Source organism: Paenibacillus sp. FSL L8-0470, from assembly GCF_038008625.1.
Lineage (GTDB): Bacteria > Bacillota > Bacilli > Paenibacillales > Paenibacillaceae > Paenibacillus_AQ.
This window is the reverse complement of record NZ_JBBOZM010000001.1, coordinates 7,082,858-7,109,690: the sequence shown is the minus strand read 5'-3', so window position 1 is coordinate 7,109,690 and position 26,833 is coordinate 7,082,858. Positions and strand designations below refer to the sequence as shown.

Genomic DNA, 26,833 nt, shown 5'->3' with positions numbered 1-26,833 from the left:
GCTGCGAACGGCCGGCAAGACAACACCCCCTCAAAGGGCGCAATAAGGATCTAATTCATGCGCCTTGGAGGGGGTGTTAATTGTTCTATAGAATTCTGCGGGCAGTCACAAACCGTTTTCTCCACTGGCCGTCAAAGGCTTCAACGTGAACATTCAGGTCTTTGGAATAGGTATGCAAAATCTGATTGTTTCCGGCATAGATGGCCACATGGCCGATATCGAGGCCGCGTGCACTGAAGAACAGCAAATCACCTTTGCGCAAGGAGTCGATGCCGACTTTCTTGCCCTCTTTGGCCTGGTCGTAGGATACGCGCGGAAGCTCAATGGACAGGGTGTCCCCGAATAATCGCTTCACAAACGAAGAGCAGTCAAAGGTTTTCGTCTGATCCGGAGAAGCCCCGAATTCATACGGGGTGCCCAGATAGGTCTTTCCGTAAGATATCAGCGCTTCGGTCTGCTTATCCAGCAGAGAAGCACTGGTATAATCGCTGTATTTCGGTTTCGCCGATATGTACCCTCTTTGGTTGTCTTCGGTCCGCACTTCCAGCCATAAAGCGTTAACCTCACGGATCACATGAACCTTCGCACCGCTAGGCAGCATTTCTGACTGGACGGAGCCGCTTTGGGCGTCCGGGGCACTCCGCAAGTTAACACCCCAGAGGATGGAGGTTTCATAGGTTATTGGAGAAAAGATCCGCACTGACTGGGTAATCGGCTCCCATGTTACGCTGCTTCCGAGTGCTTCGCTGACGAAGCGCAGTGGAATTAAAGTGTAGCCATCCGTAATTTGACCGGGAACATCCAGCGTGAGCGATTGCCCGTTCAACTGGGCGGTGGTATCCCCGATGCGGTAGGTTAGCTTCTTGTCACCTTTGGTGGCAGTAACGATCTTTGCCGTGTTATTCCAATTCAGCTTGGCCCCTTGCTCTTCGAACAGTCCGCGCATTGGAACCAGCACAGCGCCACGTAGGCTGACCGGCGGAACCTCGGCTTGGAGTTGCCTGTCGTCCAAATAGATGGAGATCTTCTTCGGTGTGATTTGCGTCTGGATCACCGAGTCTGCATGAGCAGAAGCCGAGTAGAAGAGGGACAGGCCCAATAAAGAGAATAGTACAGTTTTGCTTTTCGTCATGTATTCATCACCTTACTGATAGATTTGATTCTATACAGTTGGACGATGCCAAGCCGAAATGGTTTTGTGTTAAATGTTGGTAACGGAGATTCCGCTCAATAAAATACTTTCTCCTGCAGCAGATCGAGCGCGTGCTCGATCTCTTTGCGTTCCTCTGCTGTAACATGTGCGAGGCGGTCAGCAAACCGGACGGCAATGTGCTGGAAGGCCTCGTTCATCATGGTTTCGCCTTCAGGAGAGAGGGTGATGCCCTGCTTGCGCCGGTCGGCGGGATCGGTGATTTTGTGACATAGATGTTTTTCGCTTAGTTTCTTCAGCTCACGGCTCGTGTTGGGCATGGACATATGCATGCAGTCGCTGATTTCGCTGAGCGTGACGGGCTGGCTCACGGCAATGTATTCAAGAATTTTATACTGAACAGGCGTTAGCGCCTCGGATTTCACGCCTTTGGATATATCGCTTGTTATTTGATGGACAGCGGTGGTGAAAGTCACGAATTTCTGGAATAAATTATTCTGGTCCATAGGATCACCTCTATAGGACACCATAGCAAAATAATTATCAAAATACAATTATCATTTGACAACTAAAATTGGGATGTGTTACTCTTTTGTTATCAAATGATAAGTAAAGGGGCAGCGAATATGAACACACTGGTTATCTATACACATCCGAATCACAAGAGCCTCAGCTATGCTTTTTTGCAGGAAGTGATCCGGGGGAGCAAGGAGAATGGCAAGATCAAGGAAATTAAGGTGCTGGATTTATATGAGGAAGGTTTTGACCCAGTGCTGGTCTTCAATGAGCACAAACGCAGGAGGGATATGCACAGTGATCCGGCATTGGCGAAGTATAGGGAACAGCTGATCTGGGCGGACCAAATCGTGCTGGTCTACCCGATCTGGTGGGGACGGCCTCCGGCAATGCTAATGGGCTATATTGATCAGATGTTTGCTTCGGGATTTGCGTACAAGGATAAGGGCGGGCTTCTGCCGGAAGGGCTGTTGAAGGGGAAATCGGTGGTATGTGTATCCAGCATGAAAGGTCCGGCGCATTATCCGCTGCTGTGGCTGAATAATTCGCACAAAGCCCTGATGCGTAAAGCGTTGTTTAACTACGTGGGTATCCGCAAGGTGAAATTCTTCGAGTTCGGCAGCATGGAGAGCCCGCGGGGTAAGCACGCGAAGAAGCTTCAGCAGGTGTACCGCTATTTCAAAACGGTGAGTGCATAATCGGCTCTCCGTTCTAAAAGATCACTCCCCGTGCCCGCCGTCCTTTGGCGGGCACGGGAGCCGGGCGATTAATCAATCGCCCGCAAACTCCAGTGATTGTCTGCGTCCTTCATGAAATAGTAGAACAAATTAGGCTCTTTTATTTCACCGCTGTCTTTAACTTTCCCTCTAATTTCTACGATTACTCTTCCTTCTTTATCTTGTTCAACGGTACCTATAGTATCAAAATAATAATCTTTCCCGAACAAATACATAAATGCATCCGCGGACTGACTGTCTTTGAACACGCTGCGGAAGGCATCCTCCTTTTTATTAGCCAAGGCTTCCAATGTTGTATTCAATAGATTCTTAATCTCCTCGTTAAATAAGGGATCTTCGATCGTATCTAAATCTAGAAACACCCCTGTAGTAAAAGTCCCCTGACTGGGCTGAGGAGTAGTTACGGGCTGATCAGTCGCATGTGCGGTTGGTTGAGCCGTTGCCTGAGGGGCTGCCGAAATCTCAGTTTCAGCACTCACCGCTGGCGATGCAGCATTTGTGCCGGATTTATCACCACAAGATGCCATAATTCCAATTGTTAAGATCCCAGCCAACGAATAAACAATCAGCTTGTTCATGAATAACCTCCTAAAAGTTTTGTGAGCAAATCCTTGAATCGACTTTGTACAAACTCACTTCGGAAGCATGAGCTTCAGAATTTATTTATACAGACGCAGTAAAAGCGGAGTAGTTCCCTTTTTTTGAAAATAATAAAGGCGGAAAACAATATATTTGACATTTTACCTACATGTAACTACAATGGTTACAGGATCAACAAAACCTCAACACAGCATGAAATGCAATACGTCATTCAAATAAATATATCCAATGGAGGAATTAACATGACAATCGCATTAACAGGAGCAACAGGACAATTTGGTTCTATCGTAGCAGAAACCTTGCTGAAATCCGTACCGGCTGAGAAGCTTGTAGCCAGTGTAAGAAACCCGGAGAAGGCTGAGAGCCTGCGGGCTCGTGGAGTCGACATCCGTCATGGTGACTTCGATCAGCCCGAGACGCTGGATGCGGCATTTGCCGGTGTGGACCGTCTGCTGATCGTATCAGCAGACGGCGACAATGATACCCGGATCCGCCAGCACAAGGCAGCAGTTGATGCCGCTGTGCGGGCAGGCGTAGGTTACATCGTGTACACCAGCGTTGGCCATGCCGACAACAGTACTCTGTTCCTTGCTCCGGTACACCGTGCAACGGAACAATTCATTATTGAGTCAGGCATTCCTTATGCCTTCCTGCGCAACAACTGGTATCTGGAGAATGAGATCGGCTCCATTCAGGCCGTTCAAGCCGGAGCCCCTTGGCTGACTTCGGCCGGCGAAGGCAAGGTTGGCTGGGCTACCCGCCGCGACTATGCAGAGGCAGCAGCCGTTGTTCTGGCTGGCGAAGGTACAGAGAACGCCGTGTACGAATTGTCCGGCAAGCCGGCAACCCAGGCAGAGCTGGCTGCAATAGTCGGCAGCGTGCTGGGCAAGGACGTTGCTGTGCAGCAGGTGGATGATGCCACCTACTCCAGCGTTATGGCCGGAGCGGGCGTGCCGGAAGCAGCGCTCCCGATTGTGGTCGCGATTCAAGCCGCGATCCGCGAAGGTGCTTTGGACATCGAGAGCGACGATTTCGGGAAGCTGCTGCAGCGTCCGCTCACGCCGCTTAGCGAAGGCATAAGTGAAATGTTGAACGGTGCGAAGGCGTAAACACTGGCCTGAACCGCACAAAGCCAGCCTGTCAATGATCAGCCTGGCTTGAATATAAGAAGAGTCTGCCCTCGCCGGTCATAACCGGAGGGCAGACTCTTTTTTGAATACAGGGCAGCAATGCCATGCCGCATACCTGCATAGTTAGTTAACTTAACAGTTCATCGAAATCTGGCCAAATAAGCTACCCTTCTTTTAGCAGGCTTGATTTGGATAATATGTGGCGGATTTGCAATTCTGCGAATGACGATTACAAGTGCAATGAACAAGGCAATCCCGGTAAAAACCATTACCCAGACGGGGTTAATCAGGCCCAGTAAATAATAAAGAACACGAACCCTAGCTTTCAAAATGCGACCTTCCTCAATAGGTTCAGTTTGAGCATTGATTGAAAGTTTAGTCATAACAGCCCCTACCCCCAGAATGATTAGCACAAAAAATAAGGGCTTTAAGGAAGCTGTGACGCTTGTTAGCTGCTTTTTGTTAAATTTATATTCACTACCCATATGTATGTGTAATAACCTGATGAAATCTTCGCGAATGTCGGGATCCGTAATTACGATAAAGTCAGTCTCTGTTTTTCCGAAACTAGATCTAGTTACAATATTCGTAAACATTCCCTTTTTGTTCGAGGATACGGATTCAATATCCCCGATTGAAAATATTTTTCCATGACGGACTTCTGCCGGAAAATCCTCTCCTCTCGCAAGTGCTTGGACGACAAGTGCTTCGTTCTCTTTTCCAATCTCAGAATAGATGTACTCCGGTGTCAAAATATGAAATTCTTCCGCATTGCTCTCGATCAACTTAAAATCCTGGAAAAAATCGCTCATACCAACCTCCTAAATAATGTAATACAAATTGTTAGTTTCTGTATTTGTGTACTCCTTCTCAAGGAACTATTTCATAGTAGTAGCTGCCTGCCTATCCATCAGTATGATTATCGTGGCCTTTCCTTCCTCATCATAGACTGTCGAAACCATATGTATGCCTCTGAGCGCTTCCCCCGAGAGCGAATTCAACTCCTGTACAGAACTTTTCACAAGTTGACGTGTTTCTGTATCGTAGTAATAATCCATATAATTCTCAGCATTCTCTATCGCATATTTCTCTCCATATAACTCTTTAATACCCGCATGGCTCATGCCGGCTTCAGCTCCCCGGGCAGTTCTATATACCCCTTGGGATTCTTTCCGCAGCGCTATGGATACGACCTTATCATCCCTGTAGATCACGCTCACTCCGGGATCATATGTATACGAATTCGGAATCCCTTTATTTCCGGTCCCCAGCACCTTCTCCGCATCCTTGCGGCTCATGCCGTAGCTGACGCGTTCCTTGCTGTTAACCGCCTTGTAGATGGCCATATCCTGCTGGGAGAAGGTATCCGGCTCCATGGTGACGGGCTCGGCATTGCTGCTGCATCCTGCCAGTACAAGAAGTAGAAGAGCTGCTGTTAATAAGGTATAAGTTCTTTTGAGATTCAAGTGTTTTCCTCCTATAGATTGAATTTAAGATTTCCCATTTTGGCGAGGACGTAACTGCGGTGAATATTTGGAGTTCCGGCCGCTGTTGTCCCCAGATTTCTTGATATAACCTGCTATACGCGGTGGAAATCCGGTGACTGGTTATGCTTCCGAAGCGAGCTTTCCTATGGAAAGCTCATTCAGCCGTTTTTGTTACAGCACGAAATTTCTCCAGCAGTTCACGCACCGCCTCGCGAAGAGACGATTGATGCTCTGGATGAAGCAGCTCATGGGGAACAAGGATATAGCTGCCGGAATTGCTTTTTAAATAGCTGTAGATGATTTGAGCTTCGTCAATTTTATGGCGGTTGACCGCTTCCGGCGATTCCCGTGTCAACTGGGTGAAAGTCTCCGCAATAGCGGATTGGATGCCGGCCTGCAGCTGCGACATATCCGGATGTCCGGTTTCCAGCTTGGCCCGGAAGAGAATGCGGCTGCCTTTTATCAGAATAAGCTTTAGAAGTTGTTCGTTCACCGGCTCCAGGACGGCGATGTTCTGGTTCTCTGACGTGAAACGGGTAACCTTCTCCTTCTGCAGCAGGGACTGGACAGCTCCGACATAGTCGCGGTATTTGGCCGCCGCCTCGAAATCATATCTCTCCGCCGCCTCATCCATTCGCCGCTCCAGATCCTCAAGGATACCCGTGTCCTCTCCATTCAGCAGGGCGATGATCTGGTCGATAATGCCATTGTATTTCTCCAGCGCTTCTCCGCCTCCACACATCCCGATACATAGGCCCAGAGAATGGTTGAGACAGAGCGTCTGTTTGGCATGCGGACTGCTGCAGAGGATCTTCTGACATTCCTTAATACCCTGCACCGCACGTTCCACCGTGCTTCTGCTTGTAAAGGGACCAAAGGATAGGCTGTTCTCAGCCTGTCCTGGATCATAGCCCACTTCAAGCTGCCGGTAGGCGGTATCATTGCGAATGGTGATATAAGTGTAGGCGAGCGGATTTTTCATTTTTTTATTGTACATCGGCTTAATTTCCTTAATGAGCTGGCACTCCAGCATAAAGGCTTCAAATTCCGTATCGGTCACTCTATATTCAAGATCCCTGATGTTGCTGACCAGCCGGTTTACCTTGGGCGAATGCCCCTTGGAATTGTAGAAGTAGGACTGCACCCTTTTCCTCAACTGCTTGGCTTTGCCGACATAGATGATATGGCCGAGGCTGTCCTTCATCAGATAGACTCCGGGCGATAAAGGGAGGGCTGCCACCTTTTCTGTTAGATTCATAGGCATGAAATCTCCTCCGCTGATTACGTTCTCTAGTAGAGTCTAGTATAAACGATGCTATTGGCGGCGGCGACTGGAAAAGTCCGATTTCTGCTCTACGGTGTGAGAAATATGGCGATGTGATATAACCCACAAAGGCTCCCGTCAAAACCCCTTATCATTAAGGATATAAAATATAAATTTCGACAAACTGGGGGGATTTCATGAAATATTCAATCGGGGAGTTCGCATCCATTCTAGGGATAACGGCTGATACGCTGCGGCTGTATGAGAAGCATGATATTGTCAGACCCATGAAAGATCATCATAACAACTACCGTTATTTTGATGATTTGGATGCCCGGAATCTGCTGTCCAGCCGGTGGTACCGCAGTATGCAGATTCCGCTTCAGGATGTCGCCGAGCTTATTAATGATGCGCCTTCGGAGCAGGTAGTGGAGTCGATCGCCGCCGCGCAGCTGCAATTGGAGGCGGAAATCAGGCGCAGCACGATGCTGCTGAACAAGATCAATGAGATCCATAAGGAGCTGAAGGTAATCAGCCATTCTTTCTATAAGTGCCGGATCAAGCATCTGCCGGGAATATACAGAATCCAGCAGACGAACAAAAATCATTTGCTGCAGAAGGATTGCCTGAAAAGAACGGTCCAAGCCTGGATGGAGCTGCTGCCCTTTACGTTCTATTCCTTCCGGATTGAAAATACGGAAAGTATCTACAGGAGCGCGGAGCTGGATTACAGCTGGGGCTTGGCCTTGCTGGAGGAGGACCAGGAGAAGCTTGAAGTGAGCCTGAATGAAAGTGTTGAATATCTTCAGCCGGCGACCTGCATATCTTCGGTGATTGCAACCTCTTGTGAAGAGTACATCGAACGGAGTGCTTTTCAATTCATGCTGGATTATGCCGAAGAGCACCGCTATGCCATCACGGGTGACATTATCGGAAAAATTCTGTTCACAGAACGAAGGAGCGGAACGAACAAAACCTATCTGGAGATTAATATCCCGATCTAAACTTGCCTATTGAATAACAACCTGACTGCTTCTTCAAAAAGCAGAGGGTTTCCCGTCCTACCCCCCACTTTGAGAAAAGTTTCACATATAATTCATTGACCTTGGTGCTGCACCAAGGTTTACACTCTGGACATACGCATGGGCGGTCCGGGAAGAGAGAAATAAGGACGGCCACAAAACTATACTGGGGGCAAATAAGCAATGCGCAAGCTATCCATTACCAAAATATTCATGTTATCGCTGTGCCTGGTCATGATCCTGTCGATCATCGGAGGCTGCAGCGGCAATTCAAGTGAACCGGCCGCTTCGGAGCAGCCGTCTGCATCGCCTGAAGCGACGCAGCCAACAGCCGATTCGGGTGAAATCCCGGCTTCTTTCAAAGCGGGAACGTACAAGGCGGAAGCTGATGGCAAAGACGGCAAAATTCAGGTGGAAGTTACACTGGATGCAGCCCAGAAGATTACGGACATTCAGGTCGTAAGCCAAAATGAAACAGCAGGCATCGGCGTTGAAGCTATCAATAAAGTGAAGGAAGAAATCATAGCCGGTCAAACCTTGGCCATCGATGCCGTCAGCGGCGCTTCCGAATCCAGCACAGCGATCCTGACTGCTGTTGAAGATGCGTTGAAGCAGGCAGGCGGCAATGTGGAAGCCTTCAAATCCAGAACTGTTGCCAAAGCCGGCGAAGGCAAGACAGAACAGCTGGCCGCCGATGTTGTCGTTGTGGGCGCGGGTGCCTCTGGCGTGTCTGCGGCGGTATCCGCAGCGGATAAAGGCGCAAAGGTCATTATTATCGAGAAGACGGCAACGATCGGCGGAGCGAGCAATTTATCCTGGGCGGGTAAATTCTACAATTCCTCTGCTGCCGTCAGCAGCGGGCTTAAGATCAGTGTGGAGAAAGAAATTTCCGACTGGATCGTCAATAACCATTGGCGTGTGGACGCCGCGGCGATCCGCCAGTATGTGACGAAGTCCGGGGATACTTATGATTGGCTGAATCAAAAAGGCTACAAAACCACCTTTATTAATTTCGCAGGTGAACAGCTGCATATGCTTCCGGCCTACGAGACCCGCCAGGACCTGCTCCGGGCGATGCTGGCAGAATCGGTGGAGAAAAAAGGCGGACAGGTTATCACAGAAACTACAGCCAAGAAGCTGATTACAGGCAGTAATGGAGAAGTGACCGGTGTAGTAGCCGAGAAGGCAGACGGTACAACGCTGGAGATTACCGGCAAAAGCATCGTGATGGCCACCGGCGGTTATGCTGCCAACAAGGAAATGGTTAAGGAAGCCTTCGGGTTTGAGGGTATAAATGGCGGACTGGGCCAGAATATCGGCGAAGGCCTGGAAATGTCCTGGGCTGCCGGGGCCAAGGTTCCTGATAACTTCGGCGGACAAATGCTTCACCAGACGCTGGCCAGAGCAACAGAGAAGCTGAAGACACAATATGAGCCGTTTGAGGCCAGCTACCCGCTGATGCTTTCCTACCTGCCGAACTTCATGAATGTAGGCTCGTCCGGGGCGAGATTCAGAGACGAAGCGGCTACGCTTACTGCAGTGGCAGCCGCCAATACGAGTGCATTTAACGGTGCCTATCATTACGTGATTGTCTCCAAGTCACAGATCGACGCTTTGAAGGCTAAAGGGATGAACGGTGTACAAGCACCTAGTCTGCCGGGAATGCCGCCGGAATTCTACGCAACATTTGCGAAGCAGTTCACGCTGGAGAACCCTTGGAAGGATGCGGACAAAGTCTTTGACTCCATGGTAGAGAATGGAGATGGCTATAAAGGCAGCACCATTGAAGAGTTGGCTAAGAATGCCGGAATGGACGCGGCTGTATTCGCAGATGCCTTCAGCAAATACAAGGAAGCGACCAAGACAGGCGTAGATACTGAATTCGGCAAAGCGAAGGACTATCTGCTTCCTATGGGAGAAAGCGGTCCGTACTATGCGATTATTGCCGAGATCAACAACTTGGGCTCTGTCGGCGGGTTGCTCGTCAACACCCAATTCCAGGTGTTGAACGACAAACGTGTGCCTGTTAAAGGCCTGTACGCTGTCGGACTGGAGTCGGAAGGCGTGTTGTTCAACGATACCTATGTTGGTAATGGTGTCGGCATCGGCTATTCATTCACTTCCGGCCGTCTTGGCGGTGAAGATGCTGCCAGCAGCGCTTTAGGGAAATGAGTTTCCCCAATACTTTTCTTAATCAACCATTTCGGCTAAGCGCCGGGTGGTTTTTTTTGCGGATTCAGCGCAGTTACGACGGCACTGTTGGTTAGTCTTATAGATTTTGCCGGGAGCTTGCACGGTTTAATAACTCTTTCTTATGCGCCGATAAATAGGGTATAGTGCATTGTTTATGCAGGAAGGAGGAATGCTGAATGAACATTTCAATATCAAGAGTTCAGCGAAGCTCAATTAAAAGACCGCCGCAGTCCAAGATCAAGGATACCACAGCAGCGCCCTCCCTTGGCTTCTCTGAAACCTTGGCTTCCGTTACGGCTATGACTGAGGAACAGGCGCAGAAGATTAGGGATATTTACGACTTTACAGTCAGTATCGAAACCATCCCGGCAGATGATAAGGACATTACCAAGCGAGGTATAAGCGGCAGCCTGCAGGAAGTGGTGGTGGCACCAAACATTCTGCATCTAATGAGCAAGGACCCTTCCATAAAGAAGAAGGTTTACGGTTATATTGATAGCTATATCCATGAAGATTTGAAGAGTCTGGCCCAGATGGAAGAGCTGCATGGGGTCACAGTGACAGGGCACAGTCTGATTATACACAAAGATGGTACATATACGGTTTGGTCTGCATCAGTAGCTTCTCCCGGGGAAGTGGAGAAAGGCAGACGAATCGAGGCAGATAAGCTGAAGGAAAAAGCGGAGCAGGCACATATTGCTGCAGTAGCGCGGAATGAAACCGAATGGGTCATGCCGGAGGGTAGCGGGAAGCAGCCTGTTACCCAGCCAGGGGAGCCAGCGCTTCCTGCTGCCATCAGAGCTCTGTCCTCCAGGGATTTGCTAAAGCTAAGTTTGCTGATCAGAAACAGCAAGTCAGACAAGAGGCAGTAGAACAATAGCCCAACCCTCCGCATAGCATATAGCACCATCTTGCTTGAGGAGGAAAGGGGGCGCCAAAGATGATGAGCATTCAATTATCTGCGGTTCACTGGGTGTATCTGGTCTTTATTGTGTTTATTATGACGCTGCTGATCAGGCGGCGCGATACAACGATGATTTGTGTGACCGGGATTTTTGCCCTGGGGCTGCTTGCAACAAGTACGCTCAGCGGTTCGGTGTCGGGAATCTTCAATTCATTTGTCTATGCGACCAAAGAGCTGATGAGCACAATTATGATCATCTCCATTATTGTGGCCATGAGCCGGATTCTGAGGGCTACCGGCATTAATGAAACGATGGTGGCTCCGCTTACCCGGTTCCTGCGCACACCAGCGATGGCCTACTGGGGGATCGGGCTGATTATGATGGTTACCTCGCTCTTCTTCTGGCCTTCACCTGCGGTGGCGCTGGTCGGGGCGGTACTGCTCCCGGTGGCTGTCCGGGTGGGTTTGCCCGCGCTTGGCGCAGCGATGGCGATGAACCTGTTCGGCCACGGGATTGCCTTATCCGGTGATTATATAATTCAGGGGGCACCGAAGCTGACCGCAGATGCCGCAGGCCTTCCGGTGTCCAGTGTTATGGAGGCGAGCCTGCCGCTCGTTATAGTGATGGGACTGGTCACTACGGTCACGGCGTTCTGGATGATGCGCAGAGATCAGAGAAATGGAACCTGGAGAGACGGGCTGGTGTCGGTCAAAGGTTCTTCAGGTCCGTTGTCAGCAGGAGCGGAGGAGACCGCTCCGGTATTGATGAGCCCCGGTCTGAAAAAAGGGCTGGCAATCACCATCCCCTTACTGTTCCTGCTCGATGTAGTGGCGATGTTTATCCTTGACTTGCAGGGTGGCGATGCTACGGCCCTGGTTGGCGGAACCGCCGTGCTGATCCTGATTACGATCACTTTGCAGGCCCATCATAACCAGGGGCTGGAGAAAATCACCTCTTACCTGATCGAGGGATTTATCTTTGGTTTTAAAGTATTTGGCCCGGTCATCCCCATCGCGGCCTTCTTTTATCTCGGTGATTCGGCCTTCACCGAGCTGTTTGGGAACACACTGCCCGGCGGCTCACACGGCATCGTGAATGATCTTGGCGTCGCCCTTGCAGCGCACGTTCCGCTGAATGGCGCGGTAGGAGCCGTAACATTAACGGCGATCGGCGCGATCACCGGCCTTGACGGCTCCGGCTTTTCCGGCATCTCGCTGGTCGGCCCGATTGCCCAGATGTTTGCCGCCGCGATTCATTCCGGCGCGGCGACCTTGACCGCCCTTGGACAGGTGGCCGCCATCTGGGTCGGCGGCGGTACACTGATTCCGTGGGCGCTCATTCCGGCAGCCGCCATCTGCGGCGTCAGCCCGTTCGAGCTGGCCCGGCGGAACCTGAAGCCGGTGCTGCTGGGCCTCTTGGCGACGACGATTGCTGCCATGTTCCTGATGTAGATATTGTGTATAAGAAAACCTCCCCTTATCCATGCTAAAGAGGATCGGAAGCGTGACAGAAGGGGGAGTATTCAACTTATGAGGCACTATGAATCCAGTTTGCGGACGAACAGCACGGTGGACCAGGCACAAGATTCTGTGACCAAGCTGCATAACTCAGTAACGCAGGCTTTAAGCCATCCGAATGAACAGACTCTTGCCCAAGCGGGGAATAGTCTGGAGCATGCCGAAAATGCAGTCAAGCATGCCCCGGAGGGCTCGGTGGGCGGCCATGGCGTTGATCTAACCGAAGAAAGACTACAGGATGAGAAGGAAAGGTTAGCCGCTCTGGAAGTGCAGCAGAGCCAGATTAAGGATTAGAGCCCAGCTCAATGATGGTGTTTCCCAGGCAGTATGTGCAGCCGCAGGCATTTCCGGTGAGTCTCCGGAAATGCCTGTTTGGCTTGACCCGGAAACGAATAGTAGGATGAGGCAATCAATAGCCGTTAATTCGGTTATAAAGATAAGAGGCGCTGTTGCGTGTGGATTTTGTACGAAGTAAACTCAGTGAAGAAACGCTCACAAAACTTTTAGGAGGTTACCCTATGCCGGAAACTGCCGAAGGCTTGCCACGCTTTGAAACGGCTGCGGAGCTGCGGGCCGCACTTGCCGTAATTGTAAAATGGGAAAAAGAGCAGAACAAGCTGATGATTTGGGACCGGATCACCCGCTTGCCGTTCAAGCTATTGGACAAAATCACACCAAAGGTGATACACGAGAAGCTGGGCAGGCTGCTGGATGAACTGGGCAGTTATATCCAGAACGGGGGCAACTATCTGGTGGCTGGACGTAAGGTGGGCTCGCTCCTGGAGTCGTCCAGCCGGGCTGCCGGGGGAAGCGAGAAGGGACCGTTTCCGCTCGCTGTGATGGATGAGGCCGCATTGAAGCTGAGTCAGAGCAGCCGGAATGTAGCAACGGCGCAAGGGGCTACAACCGGGTTCGGGGGTTTCTTCACGCTTGCTGCCGATATTCCCGCTATCTTGGGCCTGTCGCTGAAGGTCATTCAGGAAATCGGTCTATGCTATGGCTATAATCCTACGGACAAGGCGGAACGGATTTTTACGGTGAAGGTGATGCAGTTCGCGTCTTCGGATATTGTGGGGAAACGGACCATCCTGCAGGAGCTTAATCTGCAGGCCGGAGGCAACGGCGATATCACCCCCGGAACGAATGCTGCCGTCTCTAAGATCCAGGGCTGGAAGGAGGTTATTACGGTCTACCGCGATAACTGGGGCTGGAAAAAGATGCTCCAGGCCGTTCCCGTCGCCGGGATGTTTTTTGGCGCATATCTAAACCGGAAGGCGCTGGAGGATGTGGCTGAGGCCGCGCGGATGCTGTACCGTAAGCGTAGAATTATTGCCAGGCTGGCTGAAATGGAATAAATCTATGGTTATAGATTTTTTTGAATAGCTGAGTTGAGATAACGCTAAAAAGGCAATAAATGCAGCCGCTGCAGGCTGCGTTTATTGCCTTTTATATTCTTCACTAAGTTCGTCTGCGTTTTAATTAAACGACAGCCCTTTGCCGCCAACAGGCTTGAGCTTTGTGGACTCCACACCGGCAATCAGCGGCATGGCGCGCTGGATAGCCGCTTTGGTAGCTTCCAGGCTGAGCGAGGCCGCATGTGCCTCAGGATTGCTCCATACCTCGGTAACCCAGAGAATATCCGGTTCGGTCTCCGAGAAATTGATGATGTAAAGCTCACACTCTTCGACAGTCTCAGCAGCTGCCGCGCTTTCCAGCAAGATTTCTGCCAAAGCATCGCGTTTGCCGGGTTGTGCAGTAAATTTAGCGTACATCCCATATTTGCTCATATGTATCACCCCAGATTCTTATTTTAACAGAAGCGGTTAACTTTCAGAATTCCCTAGATCCTCTATTTTTTTTATAATTGCCACTGCATCCGAGGTAAATAAAATATAAATGTTGGACTGTGTTTTAATGACAACCCTGTCCGTTGTGCCGTAAGGAGTACCGATTCGAATGGCATTTTTTTCGGAACCGCCATAAGTATCGTCCTGTGTAACCTCCACAATCTCCGAAAGAGGTATTTCAAACTTTGACAGCTGCCACTTGATCACATAATGCCAACTGAAGACTCCATACTATAATATACAAAATTAGATTTTTTTTCAGTTTATATTTTTATAGAGCTGGCTGGTCTCCGGTATATAACCATTCAAAGGATCGCTTGAGTCTCCTTGCCCACAGCCTGTCCGATTCTTGCTTATTCCCGCAGGAGTTACTATGATTATGCTATTAACTTCAGGGACACAGGAATACAAATTCATCCCTCTTTGAGAAAAATATCACGAACATCCGGCAGAACGGATCAAGCAAGGGAGTGGACGGTATGGAAAATAATAACTGCGGAGTTTTGCGCGAAGACTTAATAGGTCAGGCCGAATCGTTCATCCGGTTATGCTACGGGGAGCTGGAGAAATCCGAGCCTGAGATCCTTGAGCGGATATCGGCCATACATGAAGAAGTGCTGCAAAGCGGTACTTATAAGCATACCGAAGAAGAGTTGACACATGGAGCAAGGGTAGCGTGGCGGCATAACAGCCGCTGCATCGGGCGTCTGTTCTGGCATTCGCTCGAGGTGATTGACGCACGCGGGAAGGAAACCGCAGAGGAGGTGGCCGAAGCGCTGCTGGCCCACATGGAGCGGGCCAATAACGGAGGACGCATCCGTCCGGTGATGACCGTGTTCCGCAGCGGTGAAGATCCTGCGAAAGTGATCCGCATCTGGAATCATCAACTGATCCGTTATGCCGGGTATCCCGGGAATGGAGAGGATCCGCGCGCTGGCGACCCAGCGTCCGATGCTTTTACTTCGCTCTGCCGGAAGCTTGGCTGGCAAGGGACCGGCGGCGACTTCGATGTGCTGCCGCTCGTAATCAGTATCGGCTGTGAACAGCCGCGTCTGTTCCCCATTCCTGAGGGAATCGTGCAGGAGGTTCCGCTAACCCATCCGGAAATCGAACGTTTCCCGGAGCTTGGGCTGCGCTGGTATTCGGTGCCGATCGTTTCGGACATGCAGCTGGAAATTGGCGGGATCCGGTATACAGCTGCTCCTTTTAACGGCTGGTATATGGAAACGGAGATCGGTTCCCGCAATCTTGGTGATACCAGTCGCTATAACCGGCTGCCGGCTGTAGCGGATCTGCTTGGACTGGACCGTTCGACCAATACTTCGCTTTGGAAGGATAGGGCTCTGCTGGAGCTTAACTGTGCCGTATTGCATTCCTACAAGCTGGCCGGAGTAAGCATAGTGGATCATCATACCGCTGCTGATCAGTTCGTCCGCTTTCAGGAGCAGGAGAAGCAGCGGGGGCGGGAAGTATCGGGGAAATGGCATTGGCTGATCCCGCCAATGTCACCCTCGGCTACGCCAATCTGGAATGACAACAAGCTGAAAGAGCTTAACCTCAGCCCGCGCCTGGTCTACCAAAGTTCTGCTTATGCAGGGTGGCTGAAGGAGGCGGATGGTATGCTGAAAGGTGTGCAGGAGGGCGCGCTGGAGGGTACGCGAGAGGGTGCGCAGGGAGTGGCGCTGGAGGGTACGCAAGAGGGAGCGCAGGAAGGGGCGCTGGAGGGTACGCGAGAAGGTACGCGAGAGGGTGCGCGAGAAGGTATGCAGGAGGGTACGCAAGAAGGTACCCGAGGAAGTACGTATGTGGGGGCACTGGAAGGTGCGCGAGAAAGTGCGCGAGAATGTGCTCAGGAGGGTATGCAAGAAGCTGAGCAGGAAGGTAGGCGAGATAGCACGGGGCATACCAGTTCTACCACTGCGGCGGGCCTGGACGCCATGGAGCATCGGAGCGAAGAAACTCCTGCTGGACCTGGACATGCAGCGGCGGAGATGGCTTGCCCTTTTCACCACCAGCAATAGTTCCTCCGGGCTATCAGCTTCTCGTTTTCTTTAACTGCATCTCATACATCTAAAAACCAGCATTTTGGAGCAGTATGGGAGATAGCTGTATTCTGTACAATTATTTAGGGGTGATTTGGGCAAAAGGTTGCTTTTCGCCAATTCTAGTTGTACGAAATACATCTATCTCTAAAAAAAGCTCTATTGTACCCCTGAATAGTTGCAGTAAATACATTTATTTTGAAGGGGGCACCATAAGTTGATTCAGCGTTCATCTGCAAGTGTGGTGTCGGACAGAATGCTCAGCAGGGGAAATCCCAAGCGTAACTATAATTCGAAGAAAACTTGCGGACTATTTCCTAAACGGCACTCTGGCTGCAAGTGATACAGACATTTCCATCCAGTCCTTCATCTCTGCTGAGGATGACAGCCGAGCGATTGTAAGGGTGGAACAGCCGGCTAGGCTTTTAAAATACGGGCTTGATAATTTAAGGATTGGAGTATATACTTCTAACCAGGAAAGTGATTGATCAATAACCACCGATTGAGGCGAGAATCACTTCACTATTCATCAGAAAAGGAGGCATAAGGCCATCATGAACAAACAATCCAGTACGGTCCGGTCTAAGGCAGCTGAAGCAACCTCCGTTAACCGGCGGGAGCAGATTTTGGAGGCGGCGGTTGTGGTTTTTGCCGAACTTGGTTATTACCGGGCGACCACTGCACAGGTGGCGGAGAGAGTGGGCATCTCCCAGCCGTATATTTTCAAGCTGTTCAAGAACAAGGAGGAACTGTTTGTAGCCGCACTGGACCGTGCCTTTGAGCGGATTATCCGTACCTTTAAGAGTGTTGAGGCTCCTGCAGATCAGCTGCTTGCGGAAACAATCCGGGTATATGAGCAATTGATGGAGACCCATCCTAATGAGATTCTTCTGCAAGTGCAGGCATTGGGCATCCGTGATGAAATGATCCTCCGTGCGATGCAGAAGGGAATGCTTGAGGTCACCAGTCTGGTTAAGGGGAAATTTGTGGCTGCCGGAATGGAGCATCCCGAGGTTGAGGTCAGCACTTTTATGGCTAACGGCATGCTGTGCAATATCGCAATGGCGCTGGGAATGCCGGAACTAAAGCCAAAGCATCTGTAAGCACCAGCGAGTACTAGGGTGAGTTTGGTTAGTGACCAGGATCTAAGGGCGGAGTCCCTTAGATATTAATGAATTTTAGTTAGTGATTAGCCAATAACAAAAGTGCCCTGTTAGAAACTAAAGTACTAAGGAGCAACGGTATCTTGAGCCGCTCATCAACTGGTTAAATAGTCAATCGCCAAGCATTAGTCTCCATCGGTATGCCGTATGGCAATATGGTTAAGTTAAGTACCCGAATCGCCGTAACGCCGATCTCATAGCCTAGTGCTAATCCGAATCGCCGTAACGCCGATCTCATAGCCTAGTGCTAATCCGAGTGGCCGTAACGCCGATCTCATAGCCTATTGCTAAAGCCGATTCGCTATCTCGCCGTATCACCCTAAAGCCAATCCTCCTGATGGTTCGTCAGCATGGTGTTCCGGACACCAGAGCTCTTATTTCGGAGAAATTCCTGTTTGCAGCAGTGATCGGACCTCAGTGCAGCTATTGTTCACAATAACACTCAATTTGTTGATTTTCACACTCAATAAGTGCACCTGAGTCCGAATGGAAGTCAAATAGACTTCGATCAGCAAGATAACGTCTCTCCAGTCCGTGACAGTCAGAAACCACGAAAGTGTTTAATTATTGATTAATCACTACCCAATCCGTTGAAGCCAAGAGCAAGAGCCAAGAGCCAAGAGCCAAGAGCCAAGAGCCAAGAGCCAAGAGCCAAGAGCCAAGAGCCAAGAGCCAAGAGCCAAGAGCCAAGAGCCAAGAGCCAAGAGCCAAGAGCCAAGAGCCAAGAGCAAGAGCCAAGAGCCAAAAACCCAAACCCAAACCCAAACCCAAACCCAAACCCAAACCCAAACCCAAACCCAAACCCAAACCCAAACCCAAACCCAAACCCAAACCCAAACCCAAACCCAAACCCAAACCCAAACCCAAACCCACTAATCAGGAGGTAATTAAAATGTTAAACAAAGCTGTCGTGTTAGGTGCAACCGGAGGAACAGGAATGGTCATTATTGCCGAGCTGCTGAAAAGAGGGGTGGAAACGGTCGCCTTTGGGCGATCGTTTCCAAAGCTGGAGCAGCTTGCAGCGAAGCTGGGGAATCCAACAGGACTCCGCTTGAAGACCGGCAACGTATTTAAGGCGGGCGATGTACAGGAGGCCGCGCAGGGGGCTGATGTTATTTTCCACTGTGCTTCGGTGCCTTATCACGAGATGAGCACCAAGCTGCTGCCGATGGGGGAAGCGGTCTTGGAGGCGGCAAGCAAGCTAGGGACCCGGATTGTTGCGGTGGACGGCATTTATCCGTACGGTAAAAGACGGAATGAGCAGCCGATCAATGAGGATTATCCGAAGAATCCGCATACCAAAAAGGGGAAAGTCAAGCTTGAGTTTGAGCGGATGTTCTTCAGCCCGCGCTGGAATTGGGCCAAAAGAATGATCGTCCGCTTGCCCGATTATTACGGGCCGACCGCCAACGAGGCATCGTATCTGGGTTCGACGCTGGAGGCGATTGCCGCCGGGAAACCAGCGATGTTCATCGGAAATATGAGCGTTCCGCGTGAATACGTCTACCTCCCGGATGCCGCAGTGATGATGGTGGAGCTGGCGGGCAGGGAGGAAGCGTACGGGCAGAATTGGAACATTCCAGGTGCGGGCATCATCTCGGGTAAAGAGATTGTCCGGATAGCCCGGACGGCTAGCGGATTATCAAAACCTGTTATACCCGTCGGTGCCGCCGGCTTGTCGCTGCTGGGACTGTTCATCCCGGTCATGAAGGAGATTGTCGAGATGCTCTATCTAACGAAGGAGCCCCTTATTTTAAGCGGCAACAAATATGAACGTACCGTCGGGCCGATTCCGGCCACACCGTTTGAACAGGGAATTACGGAAACGATCCGCGTGCTTAAGGCCCGGCAGAATAAATCTTTGTGAACACGCTTATAAAATACATCAAAGCCGCAGAAGATAGAAATAGTCAGGCCACTTGATCTGTGATACTATTTATTTCTATATACAAGAGGGAAGTGAGCACGAATGATCAGCATTACCATCCCGGCACCGGATGTTACGATTACCAAGCAGGAGAATCCTGTGCTGAGCCATGTTTACGGATTTACGGATTTCCACCTGATTACGCGTGAAGCCGGCGGTATCTTTATGTTCTATAACGACAACGACGAGCTGTTGTTTGTAGGCAAGGCCAGAAAGCTGAGACCCAGAATCAAAAAGCATTTTGAAGATAACGTATCCGTAATGAAGCCCCATCGCGACGAAGTCACCAAGATTGAGGTATGCCTCGTTGAGGATCCGGTCGACAGAGAGATTTACGAAACCTACATTGTGAACAAGCTGAAAGCCAAGTACAATGTGGAGAAAGTCCTGTATAAATAATGAATTTAGGGCAAAAGGCGTGGTCCAATAGGGCTGCGTTTTTTTGTGCGAAAAATCCGGCAACCGCGGAAATCCGGCCTTCTGGCGTGGTTAATCCCTTCTGTGGCAACAAATTGGGTCTTTAGATGTATTTAGGAAAGTTAGATATTAAGGCTCACTTACATCCAGGACAAATCATCTATAATAAACTCGTATATGCTCGACATTTTTTGACATTTATAATGAGGTGATTTATAGATGGCTGCTCCTTTTTTTAAGAAAAGAGACGCGGTGGACAAAACGCTGAAGCCGGGCATGGTTCAAAAGGTACAATTGGCAGAAAGTCCTCCTGAAGATTCGGAAAGCTATGAAAAGAGTGACAGCCAGAACAGCCTGATTTCGACGGGCAAAGCACAGCTGGACAAGAAATCACTGGATTTGATTTTTGCGGTTGAACAGATGATTCAGGACCGGACACATGCCGAGACGAATAACCGTGAGCTTCAGGACCGGCTTGCGCATTCCAGCGGACATGTGGAGCGGTTGAACAAGGATCTCAAGAACCTCAACAAGGTGATTGAAGACCGGGAGAAGAACATTATGGAGCTGGAGCAGAAGCTGGTAGAGCGTAATCTGAAGGTGGATCAGGTGCTGGAGGATTACCGCGAGCTTCATATCACCTTTTCTGCAGAAATGGATGAACTCAAGAGCACCATTGATCTGGAGCAGCAGAAATACGTTAACCTTGTGCAGAAGCACAATGAGGTCCATGCGGAGAAGCTCAAGAAAATGAATGAGCTGGAAGAGAAGATCGGACGTCTGGAGACTGAAAATGGCCATCTTCGACAGAAATACGAAATGGTCCGGCAGGAGAAAGCCTACCTCTCCAGCATGATCAGCGATTTCACCAACCGGATGACAGCACCTTTTGGCGGCAGCAGCCTGCCTGCAGAGCGCAGTGATGAGAATGGGGATACATAATATTTATGCCAGTTGAGGAAAAAAGCGCCGCTCTGATGATAGAGTTGCTGTCGCTTGAGCACGGGCAGGACGGTTATCGGATGGAGGTAGGTCTAACCCGCAGCGGTGCCTTTACCAGACAAATGGTCCACATAGATGAACTTACATATCTGCAAATGAACGCACTCCCCCCTTTTGAAGGACAGCGGATTCGGCTGTCACTGTATGCGAAGTGGGATCCCTTCCGCCAGACACATTTCAGCTCGCTTATCAAAATGAACCGGACTTTCAGCGAAACGCTGTATTTCGCCTGCTCCGAGGAATATATCTCCTTACTTCATCGCTTGAAGCAGCCGGAAGAGGCAGCAGTGATTCCTTCCCCGGCGGTAGCGGCAGTACCGAAACCGGTTAAGCGCAGCAGTTCCAGGGCTGGAGCCCGGTCAATTGCCCTGAGAGGACTTGTGTTGAGCCTTCTGCTGATCGTATTCTTGCTGCGTATGGACGATGGACTGTTCTCGGACAGTGCCGAAGCGAAGGTGGAAGTCACCCAGTCTGAGGCTGGTGCTCATAGTTCCGGGCAGGATGACAACTTGTCTGCTCCTTATGCCCCTGTGGTGCGGCTGACTTCACTTGAGAGCAGTATAGCGGAAGAAGCCACGGTACCAGTAGTGGATGAGAAAGAAGTGCACAAGCTGCTGTACGAGGAGATTGAGCTTGGCGGAGACAGCTATGAATACGCCTTGCCCAAGGGATATGTGGCGCTCTCCTTCGATGATGGCCCTTCGAAGTATACCAAGGAGATCGTGGATATTCTGCAGGCGGAAGGCATTGCGGCCAATTTTTTATTTATTGGACAGAATGTGCTCCACTACCCTGAGGAAGTAATCTATGCGGATACGCAGGGCATGGCGGTCGGCAATCATTCGTGGGATCACAGCGTCATGACCAGGAACAGCGGTGAAGAGAACCGGAACAATCTAAGTCAAGTTAACCACGCGCTGGCACAACTCATCCAGTCTCCGGTAACGGTCTTCCGTCCTCCGTATGGAGCGGTGAATGAAGAGCTGGCGGCTGAAGTTGGCAGACAGCATATGAAGGTGCTGCTCTGGAACCGTGACCCAGAGGATTGGAAGGCGGACAGCCCGGAGGAGATTCTTCATTATTTCCGCGCAACCGATCCGTCGGGCGGCATCTATCTTTTGCATGAAAAAAGCATAACCGTAAAGATCCTCCCTGAAATCATCCAATATCTTAAGAGCAAGGGCTTGAAATTCGCTATCTTTAAATAATCCGCAGGGTTAGAGCGTGTCCATTGTAAATGGGTGCGCTTTATACAATCCTTCTCCGGCTTATAATCATCGGTGGGGACTTCCCCCATTACCGCAATTTGACGTTAAGCCCCAAAGAAAAAGACCATTTCAACGACTATAACAAGTTCCACAAGGTAATTTCATAAGAAATTCAGAGCTGTCCCCTAACTTCCCCAAATTTTCAAAACCGTATTTCTCAAAATACTTCATAGTTTCAGTCGTTTCCGTCCATAATGAACCCGGAATATTTAGGTTACCTTGAATTTGCAGAAATGCCTCCATTAACTTTTTCCCTTCTCCTTTACGGTATGAATGGAGATGAAGTAAATCTACGATTTGTGGAGAGTTATAGTGCTTTAGAAACTTTTTATCCGTTCGATTCAGAGCAACGTGCATAACAGCGTTCAGGTTCTTGGACATTAATCCAACTGAAGGCTCATTTGGATTAAAGGTAGGAACGATGAAGAAATCTTGTTCACCTTGTTTCATGATTTCTTTAATAAAGTTAGTTTCGAGAACTGGTGTTTTTTTTGTACTAATTGCTTTTTTAAATTCAGTCATCATTGCATTTGTAACTTCAATAGCCTTTTCTTGGGTCAATCCTTTTAATACAGCCTTAAATCTAGAGTGCGAAGTTGATGCCTGTGACATATTAAGTCTCCTTTTGAAATGTTAAGTTTATAACAGTAATTCATATATTCGAGATTAGGTGAAATTATCCTCTGTTTGCCCGACACCTAACTGTAGACAGTTTGCTTGATGGGAGTGCAGCAGACATGATGCCGTCATGCCCTCCCTGATCTTCCGGCAGGCCCTGCCATACACTGGACAAGGCTTTTTGCTGGAAGTAATTTTGCAAGGGCTGCGGCAGCTTTATGTGGATGGGCCGGCGGCCTGATTTTGTTAATTTAACTGGGCCACAGGCAGGGATTCCCCTTGTTTTAATAAACGAAATTTGAGACAATAAGTAGATGTTGTTGGAAAAGTCCTGTCAAGGTAGAATAGATTGAACTTAAAGTTTTGAAAAGAGGATATGAAATGAATAAAGAATCCATTTATGGATTAACATTGGATCAACTGGCGTCATGGCTATCGGAGCGCGGCCACAAAAAGTCCCGTGCAGCCCGGGTCTGGGACTGGATTTACCGCAAGCGGATTACGGATTTCACGGAGATGTCCGATCTGAATAAGGATTGTGTGCAGCTGCTGTCCGAGCATTATGTATTTCAAACGATGGATGAGCATGTGAAGCAGGAATCGGCTGACGGTACGATCAAGTTCCTGTTCCGTCTAAAGGACGGCAATCTGATTGAAACGGTACTGATGCGGCAGAAATACGGCTTGTCCGTCTGCGTCACCACTCAGGTCGGCTGCAATATCGGCTGCAGCTTCTGTGCGAGCGGACTGCTGGCGAAGAGCCGTGATCTGTCCAGCGGCGAGATTGTGGAGCAGATTATGAAGGTGCAGCAGCATCTCGATCAGGCCGGACTGGGGCAGAGGGTTAGCCATGTAGTAGTGATGGGGATCGGCGAGCCGTTCGATAACTTCGAACATTTGCTGAATTTCCTGACAATCATCAAGGACCACAAAGGGCTGGCGATTGCCGGCAAGGGCATTACCGTCTCGACAAGCGGTCTGGCCGACAAGATCAGAGAATTTGCCGATGCCAATATGCAGGTCAACCTGGCGATTTCTTTACATGCGCCAAATAACGAGCTGCGGACACGGATTATGAAGATCAACCGTGCGATTCCTATAGAGAAATTAATGCCGGCGATTGATTATTATCTGGAGAAGACGAACCGGAGAATTACACTGGAGTACATTCTGCTGAAGGACATCAATGACCGCGAGGAGCATGCGCTGGAGCTGGCAGAACTGATCGGCGACCGGCGTCAGCTGGCCAATGTCAACCTGATCCCATACAACCCTGTGGATGAACACAGTCAGTACCAGCGGAGCGAGCGGGAGTCGGTACGGGCCTTTTTTGACACGCTGAAGAAGCAGGGAGTCAGCGTCAGCACCCGGCTGGAGCATGGCACGGATATTGATGCCGCCTGCGGCCAGCTGCGCAGCAAGCAGATTAAGAAGACCAAGGACAGCAGCGCGGATAAGAACGGGGTAGTAGCCGGGTAAGACTGGAGACCATTTTCAGCAGGTTGCGGACGGTCTGGTTAGCAGGACATAATCCCTTCCATCACCTGCTAAGGATTTTTGTGATACAATAGCTTGGCAGTGATTAGGAAAGAAGGTATGCGTTGTGCTGACATTTACAAGCTACACCGTGGAAAATTTAAGAGACCCATTCGGTATTTTAAGCGGCAAGCGATATGAGTTCATGATTAACCTGGATGTGCCGGAAGAAGATGAACTGTACGAAGAGAACGGGGTATCGGCCCGCGTGATTTTCAAAGTTGAGGAAGAGAAGAGCGCCATCGTCAGTTACGATCTGCTGGAAACGACGACAGGCCGCGTTTTGGATTTCGATATGGAAGAGGACGAGGAAGCAGCACTGGCCTTGTTCTGTACAGAACATCTGCCGGAGTAAGGAAGTATGCAAGGGAACCCCTGTGGCTATCTGAGGCAGTAAGACGGGTTCTGCATAGGAAAGGGGGGCTGCCACTATGGCAGCTCCCTTTTTGCAACATATAACGACTATAGGCAGCTGCCGACATAATAATGAATCTGTTGATTCCACCAAGGCCAGTCATGGTTCACATCGTGGCCCCAATAGTCAAACCGGGCAGGGATCTCCTTGCGCTGCAGCAGTTCCTGCAACAGGCGGGTTTCATGAAGCATTTCGTCCTCATAATCGCCCTGGCCGACGCAAATGATGATGTTGCTGTCACGGTATTGCTGCAGATAATAATCATCCTGAAGTCCCGGCAAATAGTGGAGCGGAGAGTTGAGGTAGACGTTGTCGCTCATATAGTCGCCAAAGAAATAATAGGTGGAATAGACGCCGCTTAGGGCGATCAAGGTATCGAAATATTGCGGATAACGGAAAAAGAAGCTGGCACTGTAGTATGCGCCCATGGAGCAGCCGGAGATGAGAATGCGCTGGTCACTGCCGCCATTGTTCCATTTGCTCTGGTCGAGAATGCCGGGGATCAGCTCCTGCGTGATGTATTTGTCATACTGCTCATGCCGTTGCACTTTGTCCTCGTGATTCCAGTGGGCAGAGAAGAAGGTCTCCTCATCAATGCTGTCGCAGGCCCAAATCTGCAGCTTGCCGGCCTCAATGAATTCCGAGAGCGTCTGGATCATGCCCGAATCCTCGTATTGATAGAATCTGCCGAGTGACGTAGGGAAGACCAGCATCGGTTTGCCGGCGTGGCCGTATATTTTATACTCCATTTCCCTGTGCAAGTTATGGCTGTACTCCTTATGGTAGCTTGTCCTCATCCGTTAACACATCCTATCCCTCTTCTTGTTGAATATAGTTCACGATGTCTCTGACATCCTCTAATGCGGCGGAACGGAATTGATAGGCGCTGTTCCCCATAGCTCTGCTGAATACCTCTTCGATCTCGGCATAATTCACGATCTTATCGCCATAGGTGAGGTAGATGTCTTCATGGCTGTGGGTGTAATGCTTATGTTTCTTGCGGCTGGCGTAGCCGGTATAATATTTGCCTTCATAGGGTCCGTCAACCTCGTTATGTGCGATCATGCTGGCCCATTCCTTATAGATGTCCACGTCGTACGAGAAGTTTATGGCATCGGTCATCCAGGCGCCGGGCGGACGCATATTTACTTCTAGAGCGATAATCCGGCCATCTTTATTCGACTTGAACAGCTCGATGTGGAAGAAACGCTCTTTGATGTCAAAAGCCTTCAGAATGCTTCTGCCCGCCGCCTCAACCTCCGGACTAATCTCCCGCAGACAGAAATAATACAGATGGTTATCGGTGTTGACGACCTCCATCACGCTGTTCTCGAACAGATGGCTTACGGCAAAGCGCACTTCACCATGGATATCGACCAGTCCGTCATAGGTCAGAATGACCCCGTCAATGAACTCTTCGATAATAAAGGGGACCTCAGCGGGTTTGGTGTCAAAAAATTGCTTCAGCTCATCCTCATTATTGATCTTGTAAGTCATACTGGCCCCGGAGCCGAGATCGGGCTTTACAACAAGCGGAAAGCCGGCTTCACGGATGAACGCATCGACGCTCTCCCGGGTGGTTCCGGTGGAGAACTGCACGGTGTTGACGCCGCTTTTGCGGAAAAATTCCTTCATCTTGGACTTCTGCTTCAGATTGTAGACGAAATCGGTCTTGGTGCCGTAAATGTTGAAGTCACTGCGGATGGCGGCATCCTGCTCCAGCCAATATTCGTTCAGCGACTCGAACCGGTCAATCTTGCCGTATTTATGTGTGAAATAACCTACCGCCCGCAAGATCTCCTCGTAATTTTCCAGATCATTCACTTTGTAATACTCCGTCAGCGCGAGCTGCAGCTTGTCCTCCAAGTGTGCATATTCGGCATCACCAATCCCCAGCACCAGCACACCCTGACGCTGCAGCTGAGTACAGAAATCGGCGCTGTTCCTCGGGAAATGAGGGGAAAAGAAAATAAAGTTCACGGCGATCAACCCCTTTGGCTGGAATATAATTCCGAGTTAAATTGTATGATTAATTTAATTTAATTTATCAGGTCCATCCCTATCCGTCAATGTTTTT

General features: G+C 50.0%; 27 protein-coding genes and 1 pseudogene. 16 read left to right on the top strand and 12 right to left on the bottom strand.

What is annotated here, in order from left to right; all coding sequences use genetic code 11:
* Positions 1-85: 85 nt before the first annotated feature.
* Together NST99_RS32385 and NST99_RS32380 are read right to left on the bottom strand one after the other, a co-directional pair.
* Complete coding sequence (locus NST99_RS32385; protein ID WP_341097192.1) at positions 86-1,132, bottom strand: C40 family peptidase; 1,047 nt, start codon at positions 1,130-1,132, stop codon at positions 86-88.
* A gap of 95 nt (positions 1,133-1,227) precedes the next feature.
* Positions 1,228-1,656 carry a MarR family winged helix-turn-helix transcriptional regulator gene (locus NST99_RS32380; RefSeq protein WP_341097189.1) on the bottom strand — a complete coding sequence of 143 codons (429 nt, stop codon included), beginning with the start codon at positions 1,654-1,656 and terminating at the stop codon, positions 1,228-1,230.
* A 120-nt stretch (positions 1,657-1,776) separates the two neighbouring features.
* On the opposite strand from NST99_RS32380, the gene NST99_RS32375 reads away from it, so the two are divergent.
* Entirely contained in the window at positions 1,777-2,364 is a 588-nt protein-coding gene (locus NST99_RS32375) for an NAD(P)H-dependent oxidoreductase (RefSeq protein ID WP_038597923.1), read from the top strand.
* 68 nt (positions 2,365-2,432) lie between these two features.
* Here the strand turns inward: NST99_RS32375 and NST99_RS32370 are convergent, their stop codons facing one another.
* Positions 2,433-2,981, bottom strand: coding sequence for a hypothetical protein (locus NST99_RS32370; protein WP_341097187.1), 549 nt, complete (start codon positions 2,979-2,981; stop codon positions 2,433-2,435).
* Between the two features lie 264 nt (positions 2,982-3,245).
* Here NST99_RS32370 and NST99_RS32365 point away from each other — a divergent pair, with 264 nt between their 5' ends.
* Complete coding sequence (locus tag NST99_RS32365) at positions 3,246-4,112, top strand: SDR family oxidoreductase (protein WP_341097186.1); 867 nt, start codon at positions 3,246-3,248, stop codon at positions 4,110-4,112.
* Between the two features lie 161 nt (positions 4,113-4,273).
* Here NST99_RS32365 and NST99_RS32360 read toward each other — a convergent pair whose 3' ends face one another.
* The 3 genes from NST99_RS32360 to NST99_RS32350 all read right to left on the bottom strand — a co-directional run bounded on the left by NST99_RS32360 (position 4,274) and on the right by NST99_RS32350 (position 6,878).
* Positions 4,274-4,945, bottom strand: a complete 672-nt coding sequence (locus NST99_RS32360; RefSeq protein WP_341097185.1) for a hypothetical protein — start codon at positions 4,943-4,945, stop codon at positions 4,274-4,276.
* Between the two features lie 66 nt (positions 4,946-5,011).
* Positions 5,012-5,599, bottom strand: coding sequence for a hypothetical protein (locus tag NST99_RS32355; RefSeq protein WP_341097184.1), 588 nt, complete (start codon positions 5,597-5,599; stop codon positions 5,012-5,014).
* A 175-nt stretch (positions 5,600-5,774) separates the two neighbouring features.
* Complete coding sequence (locus tag NST99_RS32350) at positions 5,775-6,878, bottom strand: UvrB/UvrC motif-containing protein (protein ID WP_341097182.1); 1,104 nt, start codon at positions 6,876-6,878, stop codon at positions 5,775-5,777.
* 203 nt (positions 6,879-7,081) lie between these two features.
* On the opposite strand from NST99_RS32350, the gene NST99_RS32345 reads away from it, so the two are divergent.
* The 6 genes from NST99_RS32345 to NST99_RS32320 all read left to right on the top strand — a co-directional run bounded on the left by NST99_RS32345 (position 7,082) and on the right by NST99_RS32320 (position 13,876).
* Complete coding sequence (locus tag NST99_RS32345; protein WP_341097181.1) at positions 7,082-7,888, top strand: MerR family transcriptional regulator; 807 nt, start codon at positions 7,082-7,084, stop codon at positions 7,886-7,888.
* Between the two features lie 201 nt (positions 7,889-8,089).
* Positions 8,090-10,078, top strand: a complete 1,989-nt coding sequence (locus NST99_RS32340; protein WP_341097179.1) for an FAD-binding protein — start codon at positions 8,090-8,092, stop codon at positions 10,076-10,078.
* 197 nt (positions 10,079-10,275) lie between these two features.
* Entirely contained in the window at positions 10,276-10,971 is a 696-nt protein-coding gene (locus NST99_RS32335; RefSeq protein ID WP_341097177.1) for a DUF6033 family protein, read from the top strand.
* Between the two features lie 71 nt (positions 10,972-11,042).
* Positions 11,043-12,455 carry a hypothetical protein gene (locus NST99_RS32330; protein WP_341097817.1) on the top strand — a complete coding sequence of 471 codons (1,413 nt, stop codon included), beginning with the start codon at positions 11,043-11,045 and terminating at the stop codon, positions 12,453-12,455.
* Positions 12,456-12,533: 78 nt separating this feature from the next.
* The gene (locus NST99_RS32325; RefSeq protein WP_341097175.1) at positions 12,534-12,815 is read left to right on the top strand and encodes a hypothetical protein; all 282 of its coding nucleotides are present in this window, start codon (positions 12,534-12,536) and stop codon (positions 12,813-12,815) included.
* A gap of 224 nt (positions 12,816-13,039) precedes the next feature.
* The gene (locus NST99_RS32320) at positions 13,040-13,876 is read left to right on the top strand and encodes an EcsC family protein (protein ID WP_341097172.1); all 837 of its coding nucleotides are present in this window, start codon (positions 13,040-13,042) and stop codon (positions 13,874-13,876) included.
* 120 nt (positions 13,877-13,996) lie between these two features.
* Here NST99_RS32320 and NST99_RS32315 read toward each other — a convergent pair whose 3' ends face one another.
* Positions 13,997-14,308 carry a putative quinol monooxygenase gene (locus tag NST99_RS32315; protein ID WP_340896028.1) on the bottom strand — a complete coding sequence of 104 codons (312 nt, stop codon included), beginning with the start codon at positions 14,306-14,308 and terminating at the stop codon, positions 13,997-13,999.
* Positions 14,309-14,344: 36 nt separating this feature from the next.
* Entirely contained in the window at positions 14,345-14,575 is a 231-nt protein-coding gene (locus NST99_RS32310) for a SunI/YnzG family protein (protein WP_341097170.1), read from the bottom strand.
* Between the two features lie 272 nt (positions 14,576-14,847).
* Between NST99_RS32310 and NST99_RS32305 the strand changes: the two are divergent.
* Both NST99_RS32305 and NST99_RS32300 read left to right on the top strand, forming a co-directional pair.
* Positions 14,848-15,960, top strand: a pseudogene (locus tag NST99_RS32305) (nitric oxide synthase oxygenase); the annotation flags it as partial.
* 1,004 nt (positions 15,961-16,964) lie between these two features.
* Positions 16,965-17,513: a TetR/AcrR family transcriptional regulator gene (locus NST99_RS32300; RefSeq protein WP_341097166.1), complete on the top strand. Its 549-nt coding sequence runs from the start codon at positions 16,965-16,967 to the stop codon at positions 17,511-17,513.
* Positions 17,514-17,676: 163 nt separating this feature from the next.
* On the opposite strand, the gene NST99_RS32295 is transcribed toward NST99_RS32300, so the two are convergent.
* Positions 17,677-17,811: a hypothetical protein gene (locus NST99_RS32295; protein WP_341097164.1), complete on the bottom strand. Its 135-nt coding sequence runs from the start codon at positions 17,809-17,811 to the stop codon at positions 17,677-17,679.
* A 654-nt stretch (positions 17,812-18,465) separates the two neighbouring features.
* Here NST99_RS32295 and NST99_RS32290 point away from each other — a divergent pair.
* The 4 genes from NST99_RS32290 to NST99_RS32275 all read left to right on the top strand — a co-directional run bounded on the left by NST99_RS32290 (position 18,466) and on the right by NST99_RS32275 (position 22,127).
* Entirely contained in the window at positions 18,466-19,440 is a 975-nt protein-coding gene (locus NST99_RS32290) for an NAD-dependent epimerase/dehydratase family protein (protein WP_341097162.1), read from the top strand.
* A gap of 102 nt (positions 19,441-19,542) precedes the next feature.
* Complete coding sequence (locus NST99_RS32285) at positions 19,543-19,899, top strand: nucleotide excision repair endonuclease (protein ID WP_341097160.1); 357 nt, start codon at positions 19,543-19,545, stop codon at positions 19,897-19,899.
* Positions 19,900-20,136: 237 nt separating this feature from the next.
* Complete coding sequence (locus NST99_RS32280) at positions 20,137-20,859, top strand: hypothetical protein (protein WP_341097157.1); 723 nt, start codon at positions 20,137-20,139, stop codon at positions 20,857-20,859.
* Between the two features lie 5 nt (positions 20,860-20,864).
* On the top strand, positions 20,865-22,127 hold the full coding sequence (locus NST99_RS32275) for a polysaccharide deacetylase family protein (RefSeq protein WP_341097156.1): 1,263 nt from the start codon (positions 20,865-20,867) through the stop codon (positions 22,125-22,127).
* Between the two features lie 129 nt (positions 22,128-22,256).
* Here NST99_RS32275 and NST99_RS32270 read toward each other — a convergent pair whose 3' ends face one another.
* Positions 22,257-22,799, bottom strand: a complete 543-nt coding sequence (locus NST99_RS32270; protein WP_341097155.1) for a GNAT family N-acetyltransferase — start codon at positions 22,797-22,799, stop codon at positions 22,257-22,259.
* A 387-nt stretch (positions 22,800-23,186) separates the two neighbouring features.
* Here NST99_RS32270 and rlmN point away from each other — a divergent pair, with 387 nt between their 5' ends.
* A complete protein-coding gene (gene rlmN, locus NST99_RS32265; RefSeq protein ID WP_341097154.1) occupies positions 23,187-24,284 on the top strand; it encodes a 23S rRNA (adenine(2503)-C(2))-methyltransferase RlmN in 1,098 nt (365 codons plus the stop codon).
* A gap of 124 nt (positions 24,285-24,408) precedes the next feature.
* Positions 24,409-24,696: a DUF6509 family protein gene (locus NST99_RS32260; protein ID WP_038597869.1), complete on the top strand. Its 288-nt coding sequence runs from the start codon at positions 24,409-24,411 to the stop codon at positions 24,694-24,696.
* A 107-nt stretch (positions 24,697-24,803) separates the two neighbouring features.
* On the opposite strand, the gene NST99_RS32255 is transcribed toward NST99_RS32260, so the two are convergent.
* Together NST99_RS32255 and NST99_RS32250 are read right to left on the bottom strand one after the other, a co-directional pair.
* Entirely contained in the window at positions 24,804-25,553 is a 750-nt protein-coding gene (locus NST99_RS32255) for an esterase family protein (RefSeq protein ID WP_341097153.1), read from the bottom strand.
* Positions 25,554-25,566: 13 nt separating this feature from the next.
* Positions 25,567-26,736, bottom strand: coding sequence for an ATP-grasp domain-containing protein (locus NST99_RS32250; protein WP_341097152.1), 1,170 nt, complete (start codon positions 26,734-26,736; stop codon positions 25,567-25,569).
* Between the last annotated feature and the right edge of the window lie 97 nt (positions 26,737-26,833).

Excerpts from the sequence above, each read along its gene's own strand:
- NST99_RS32335 (WP_341097177.1), top strand. The coding sequence starts at position 10,276 with ATGAACATTTCAATATCAAGAGTTCAGCGAAGCTCAATTAAAAGACCG.
- NST99_RS32350 (WP_341097182.1), bottom strand. The coding sequence starts at position 6,878 with ATGAATCTAACAGAAAAGGTGGCAGCCCTCCCTTTATCGCCCGGAGTC.
- NST99_RS32270 (WP_341097155.1), bottom strand. The coding sequence starts at position 22,799 with ATGTCACAGGCATCAACTTCGCACTCTAGATTTAAGGCTGTATTAAAA.
- NST99_RS32315 (WP_340896028.1), bottom strand. The coding sequence starts at position 14,308 with ATGAGCAAATATGGGATGTACGCTAAATTTACTGCACAACCCGGCAAA.
- NST99_RS32345 (WP_341097181.1), top strand. The coding sequence starts at position 7,082 with ATGAAATATTCAATCGGGGAGTTCGCATCCATTCTAGGGATAACGGCT.
- NST99_RS32360 (WP_341097185.1), bottom strand. The coding sequence starts at position 4,945 with ATGAGCGATTTTTTCCAGGATTTTAAGTTGATCGAGAGCAATGCGGAA.
- NST99_RS32295 (WP_341097164.1), bottom strand. The coding sequence starts at position 17,811 with ATGAGATCGGCGTTACGGCGATTCGGATTAGCACTAGGCTATGAGATC.
- NST99_RS32385 (WP_341097192.1), bottom strand. The coding sequence starts at position 1,132 with ATGACGAAAAGCAAAACTGTACTATTCTCTTTATTGGGCCTGTCCCTC.
- NST99_RS32325 (WP_341097175.1), top strand. The coding sequence starts at position 12,534 with ATGAGGCACTATGAATCCAGTTTGCGGACGAACAGCACGGTGGACCAG.
- NST99_RS32375 (WP_038597923.1), top strand. The coding sequence starts at position 1,777 with ATGAACACACTGGTTATCTATACACATCCGAATCACAAGAGCCTCAGC.
- NST99_RS32255 (WP_341097153.1), bottom strand. The coding sequence starts at position 25,553 with ATGAGGACAAGCTACCATAAGGAGTACAGCCATAACTTGCACAGGGAA.
- rlmN (WP_341097154.1), top strand. The coding sequence starts at position 23,187 with ATGAATAAAGAATCCATTTATGGATTAACATTGGATCAACTGGCGTCA.
- NST99_RS32365 (WP_341097186.1), top strand. The coding sequence starts at position 3,246 with ATGACAATCGCATTAACAGGAGCAACAGGACAATTTGGTTCTATCGTA.
- NST99_RS32340 (WP_341097179.1), top strand. The coding sequence starts at position 8,090 with ATGCGCAAGCTATCCATTACCAAAATATTCATGTTATCGCTGTGCCTG.
- NST99_RS32275 (WP_341097156.1), top strand. The coding sequence starts at position 20,865 with ATGCCAGTTGAGGAAAAAAGCGCCGCTCTGATGATAGAGTTGCTGTCG.
- NST99_RS32380 (WP_341097189.1), bottom strand. The coding sequence starts at position 1,656 with ATGGACCAGAATAATTTATTCCAGAAATTCGTGACTTTCACCACCGCT.
- NST99_RS32290 (WP_341097162.1), top strand. The coding sequence starts at position 18,466 with ATGTTAAACAAAGCTGTCGTGTTAGGTGCAACCGGAGGAACAGGAATG.
- NST99_RS32330 (WP_341097817.1), top strand. The coding sequence starts at position 11,043 with ATGAGCATTCAATTATCTGCGGTTCACTGGGTGTATCTGGTCTTTATT.
- NST99_RS32280 (WP_341097157.1), top strand. The coding sequence starts at position 20,137 with ATGGCTGCTCCTTTTTTTAAGAAAAGAGACGCGGTGGACAAAACGCTG.
- NST99_RS32320 (WP_341097172.1), top strand. The coding sequence starts at position 13,040 with ATGCCGGAAACTGCCGAAGGCTTGCCACGCTTTGAAACGGCTGCGGAG.
- NST99_RS32300 (WP_341097166.1), top strand. The coding sequence starts at position 16,965 with ATGAACAAACAATCCAGTACGGTCCGGTCTAAGGCAGCTGAAGCAACC.
- NST99_RS32285 (WP_341097160.1), top strand. The coding sequence starts at position 19,543 with ATGATCAGCATTACCATCCCGGCACCGGATGTTACGATTACCAAGCAG.
- NST99_RS32370 (WP_341097187.1), bottom strand. The coding sequence starts at position 2,981 with ATGAACAAGCTGATTGTTTATTCGTTGGCTGGGATCTTAACAATTGGA.